At 72.2% G+C, this 4618-nt stretch carries 5 protein-coding genes; 4 read left to right on the forward strand and 1 reads right to left on the reverse strand.

All coding sequences use genetic code 11. The features are described 5' to 3' along the window. Positions 1 to 56: 56 nt before the first annotated feature. Positions 57 to 245: a hypothetical protein gene (locus tag FV230_RS25005; protein ID WP_147844316.1), complete on the reverse strand. Its 189-nt coding sequence runs from the start codon at positions 243 to 245 to the stop codon at positions 57 to 59. Positions 246 to 494: 249 nt separating this feature from the next. Here FV230_RS25005 and FV230_RS31305 point away from each other — a divergent pair, with 249 nt between their 5' ends. The 4 genes from FV230_RS31305 to FV230_RS25025 all read left to right on the forward strand — a co-directional run bounded on the left by FV230_RS31305 (position 495) and on the right by FV230_RS25025 (position 4354). After that, positions 495 to 1121 (forward strand): CatB-related O-acetyltransferase, encoded by a 627-nt coding sequence (locus tag FV230_RS31305; protein WP_147729962.1) that lies wholly within the window; start codon positions 495 to 497, stop codon positions 1119 to 1121. A gap of 102 nt (positions 1122 to 1223) precedes the next feature. Then, positions 1224 to 2390 (forward strand): acetylornithine deacetylase, encoded by a 1167-nt coding sequence (gene argE / locus FV230_RS25015; protein ID WP_147844317.1) that lies wholly within the window; start codon positions 1224 to 1226, stop codon positions 2388 to 2390. 297 nt (positions 2391 to 2687) lie between these two features. Then, positions 2688 to 3734 (forward strand): aldo/keto reductase, encoded by a 1047-nt coding sequence (locus FV230_RS25020; protein ID WP_147844318.1) that lies wholly within the window; start codon positions 2688 to 2690, stop codon positions 3732 to 3734. Positions 3735 to 3880: 146 nt separating this feature from the next. Then, on the forward strand, positions 3881 to 4354 hold the full coding sequence (locus FV230_RS25025) for an SRPBCC family protein (RefSeq protein ID WP_147844319.1): 474 nt from the start codon (positions 3881 to 3883) through the stop codon (positions 4352 to 4354). Positions 4355 to 4618 lie beyond the last annotated feature (264 nt).

Below are 4618 nucleotides of genomic sequence, written 5' to 3' on the forward strand. Positions count from 1 at the left end.
TTTTTTTTTCACCCTCATCAGGCCTTCCCATTCGGCCCATTGTTTGGTGGGCTGGTTTATTTGTATAGAGACAGGCCCGAACCGCTCATGGTGCCGCCGGTCGATCCCGCCGTGCCCGCGCCGCTGCCCGAATTCACGGTGCCGCCCGCGCTGGGCCCGGCGCCCGGGCTGCCGGTCTGGGCGAAGGCGGTGCCGCCGAGCGGCAGGATCAGGCAGGTGGCGAGCGCGAGAATCTTGTACGACATCAAGTTTCCTCCTGGTTTCTATACGGGAGCAACGGTGTCGCGGCCGGCTTGTTCAATATCGATCGCTGCAGCCGCAGGTTCGGGCCGCCCCCGGCGGCATCGCAGGGCGGCCCTGATCGCCCCTTCCATCCTCCCCGTGCCGCCCGGCGCTTTGACACGGGGGAAGGCATCGCGGACACGGTAGAAAGGCATCGCAGGCACGGGAAAGGCATGGCGCGACCCGCCGGCGCCGACGGGGAGCCCCGCCGCATGATCGAGCCCAAACCGGTCTTCGACGACCTCACCGCCTTCCACCTCGCCCGCGGCATCGCGCGCTGGGGCTGGACCGTGGGGGCGCACAGCTACGGCAATCCGCGGGTGCTGGAGCCGGAATCGGCCCGGCTCCACATCGGCCGGTTCTGCTCGATCGGGCCGAACGTCACCATCGCGCTCGGCAACCACCGCACCGACCTCGTCACCACCTACCCGTTCAAGGCGCTCGCCGCCTTCTGGCCGAACGCGGCGGCCGGCGCGCACGACCACGCCACCCGCGGCGACGTCGTCCTCGGCGACGAGGTCTGGCTCGGGGCCAACAGCACGATCCTGTCGGGCGTCACCATTGGCAGCGGCGCCGTGGTCGGCGCGGGCGCGGTGGTGCGCCGCGACGTGCCGCCCTACGCCGTCGTCACCGGAAACCCGGCGACCGTCCTGCGCTACCGCTTCGATCCGGAGACCATCGCGCGCCTGCTGGAGGTGTGCTGGTGGGCCTGGGACGACGCCCGGATCGCGGACCACCTGCCGCTGATCCTCGGCACCGACATCGCGGCGTTCCTGGCGCGGGCCGAGGCCGCGCCGAAGCGCCCGCGCCGGCCGCGAAAGCCGAAACCCGCCGGATGAGCGCCGGCCGGCGCGCGAGCCGCGCCGTTGCGTGCGGGACCCGGTTCTCGCTATCCCTCCCGGCACCACCCCCGGCCGCCGCAGCCCGGCACGAAGGACCGAATGCAAGCCGCACCGACGCCCAGGGACATCCTCGCCACGCTGGTGGCGTTCGACACCACCAGCGCGCTGACGAACCTGCCGCTGGTCGACTGGGTCCAGGATTTCGCGGAGACGCACGGCGCCGCGGTCGAGCGGGTGATGGACGAGACGGGGGAGAAGGCCGCCCTGTGGATCACGGTCGGGCCGGCCGGCGTGCCGGGCTACGTGCTCTCCGGGCACAGCGACGTGGTGCCGGTGGCCGGCCAGGACTGGAGCCACGACCCGTTCCGGCTGACCGAGGCCGACGGCCGGCTCTACGGGCGCGGCACCTCGGACATGAAGGGGTTCGTCGCCGTCTGCCTCGCGCTCCTGCCGGAGATGGCGGCGGCGCCCCTCGTCCGGCCGCTCCACCTGGCCCTGTCCTACGACGAGGAGGTCGGCTGCCTCGGCGTGCGCCCGCTGATCGCGCGGATGCGGGCGATGGGCCTCGCGCCGCTGGGATGCTTCGTCGGCGAACCGACCGGGATGGCGGTCGTCACCGGGCACAAGGGCAAGCACGCCGCCCGCGTCACCTTCCGCGGCAAGGCCTGCCACTCGGCGCTGGCGCCGGCCGGCGTCAACGCGGTCGAGTACGCCGCGCGCTTCATCCTCCACGTCAGGCAGATGGCCGACGCGCTGGCGGCGTCCGGCGTGCGCGATCCGCTCTACGACGTGCCCCACACCACCGGGCTCAGCAGCGTCGTCCACGGCGGCACCGCCCTCAACATCGTGCCGGACCGCTGCACCGTCGACTTCGAGTTCCGGGCCATCGGCGCGGACGATGCCGGTGCGCTGGCCCGGCGCGCGATCGCCTTCGCAACCGAGACCCTCGCCGCGGAGATGGCCGCGCGCGATCCCGCCTGCGGCGTCGCGGTCGCCCCGCTGATCGATTATCCCGGCCTCGAGACCGCGGCCGATTCCGCGCTGGTGACGCTGGCCAAGCGGCTCGCCGGCCGCAACGGCCACGCCAAGGTCTCGTTCGGCACCGAGGGCGGGCTGTTCCAGGCGCTCGGCGACGTGCCGGCGGTGGTGGTCGGCCCGGGCTCGATCGCCCGCGCCCACAAGGCCGACGAATTCATCACGCTCGCCGAGCTCGACGCCTGCGCCGCCTTCGTGCGCCGGCTGATCGCGGAGTGCTGCGAGGGCTGACGGCCCGCTCGCCCCGGCCTGCGGCGGCCCTATCTGACGAGCGATGCGCCGTCCCTTGCCCGCCGCGCCTTCCCTCCCCCCGACGGATCTCGGGCTTGCCCGAGATCCGCACCTTGTGTGCCCAAGTCGGGCAGGCCCGACTTGGGTACGGGGGAGGGTGGGCCTCGCGTCATCGAGGGTCGGGAGAGGGGAGCGCCCTTTCAGGCATCGCCGCTCCCCTCTCCCGACCCGCTGCGCGGGCCACCCTCCCCCGCAGAGGGGGGAGGGAAGGGCACGCCCCTCATAGGATTCACCCCCATGCGCCAGAACAAGCTCGGCCGGACCGGCCTCTTCGTCTCGGAACTCTGCCTCGGCACGATGACCTTCGGCGGCGGGGAAGGGATGTGGCGGCAGATCGGTGCGCTCGACCAGGCGGAGGCCGAGCGCCTCGTCGGCCGCGCGATCGATGCCGGGATCAATGTCGTCGACACCGCCGACGTCTACGCCGAGGGCCTGTCCGAGCAGATCACCGGCCAGGCGTTGAAGGCCCTCAAGGTGCCGCGCGAGAACGTGGTCGTCGCGACCAAGGCCTACGGCCCGACGGGGCCGGGCGCGAACAGCCGCGGGGCCTCGCGGGTGCATCTGCTCGACGCGGTGAAGGCCAGCCTGAAGCGGCTGCAGCTCGACCACATCGACCTCTACCAGATCCACGGCTTCGACCCGGCGACCCCGATCGAGGAGACGGTGCGGGCGCTCGACATCCTCGTCCAGCACGGCCACGTCCGCTACGTCGGCGTCTCGAACTGGGCGGCCTGGCAGATCGTGAAGGCGCTCGGCATCTCCGAGCGCGAGGGGCTGGCCCGCTTCGAGAGCCTGCAGGCCTACTACACGCTGGCCGGCCGCGACCTCGAGCGCGAGATCGTGCCGATGCTCCGGAGCGAGCGCCTCGGCCTGATGGTCTGGAGCCCGCTCGCCGGCGGCCTGCTCTCGGGCAAGTATTCCGGCGACGCCGCCGGCGAGGGCCGGCGCGCCGCCTTCGACTTCCCGCCGGTCGAGCGCGGCCGCGCCGAATCCTGCATCGACGCGATGCGGCCGATGGCGGCCGCCCGCAACGTCTCGATCGCGCAGATCGCGCTGGCGTGGCTGCTGCACCGGCGCGTGGTGTCGAGCGTCATCGTCGGCGCCAAGCGCCTCGACCAGCTCGACGACAACATCGCCGCGACGCAGATCGAGCTGAGCGAACTTGAGCTCGACGCCCTCGACGCGGTCAGCGTGCTGCCGCGCGAATACCCGGGCTGGATGTTCGAGACGCAGGGCGCGCGCGCCAAGCAGCTGGCCGAGGCCGGGCGCAGGAATGCGCGCTAGCGAGAACCGACGGGTGCCGGCCGGCGATCTCCGCATCCCGGCCGCCATTGCCACGGCGGGGGTCGAGGCCTAGCTCGTGCGGGCCCCCTGAGAGGGCCGGCGCCGGGAATACCGGCGCGCGCCGCCTATCGTCGGAGACGCCCATCATGATCCGGACCCTCGCTCTGCCCGTCCTCGCGCTCGTCGCCGGCACGGTGCCGGGCTACGCCATCGACGTCGCCAAGACCGCCACGGTCGCCGCCCCGCTCGCCAAGGTCTGGCAGGCCATCGGCGACTTCTGCGGCATCGGCGACTGGCACCCGGCGGTGGAGAAGTGCGCGCTGTCCGAGAAGGACGGCATGAAGGTCCGCACGCTCTCGCTCAAGGGCGGCGGCACCCTCGTCGAGGAGCAGGTCTCCCGCGACGACAAGGTGATGAGCTACACCTACACGATCCTGTCCGGCCCGCTGCCGGTCTCCGACTACAAGTCGACGCTCTCGGTGGCGCCGGACGGCACCGGCTCGAAGCTGAGCTGGACCGGGACCTTCAACGCCAAGGGCGCCCCGGACACCGTCGCGACCGACGCGATCTCCGGCATCTACGAGTCGGGCCTGAAGGCCATCGCCGACAAGGCGAAGTAGGCCGGTTCGGTCGACGAACGAGCTGTTCCCTCCCCCCTCTGCGGGGGAGGGAAACCGCGAACGGCGTTCGCGGATCGAGCACCACAATCGAAGCCTACGATTGACCGCCCGGCGGCGCGGGCTCAAAAACCGTCCGGCGCAAGCTGCGCCGTGTCAGGGAAAGCCGCCCGTGCCGACCAAGATTTCCGGATTCTCGCTCGCCGCCCTCCTCGCCGCCGCCGCGCTCGGCGGCTGCCAGCAGAAGGCCGCGGCGCCGGCGAGGAG

This window comes from Methylobacterium sp. WL6 (assembly GCF_008040095.1).
In the GTDB taxonomy this organism is placed as follows: domain Bacteria; phylum Pseudomonadota; class Alphaproteobacteria; order Rhizobiales; family Beijerinckiaceae; genus Methylobacterium.

Coding starts and splice junctions, on each gene's coding strand:
- FV230_RS25005 (WP_147844316.1), bottom strand. CDS start 245: ATGTCGTACAAGATTCTCGCGCTCGCCACCTGCCTGATCCTGCCGCTC.
- argE (WP_147844317.1), top strand. CDS start 1,224: ATGCAAGCCGCACCGACGCCCAGGGACATCCTCGCCACGCTGGTGGCG.
- FV230_RS25020 (WP_147844318.1), top strand. CDS start 2,688: ATGCGCCAGAACAAGCTCGGCCGGACCGGCCTCTTCGTCTCGGAACTC.
- FV230_RS31305 (WP_147729962.1), top strand. CDS start 495: ATGATCGAGCCCAAACCGGTCTTCGACGACCTCACCGCCTTCCACCTC.
- FV230_RS25025 (WP_147844319.1), top strand. CDS start 3,881: ATGATCCGGACCCTCGCTCTGCCCGTCCTCGCGCTCGTCGCCGGCACG.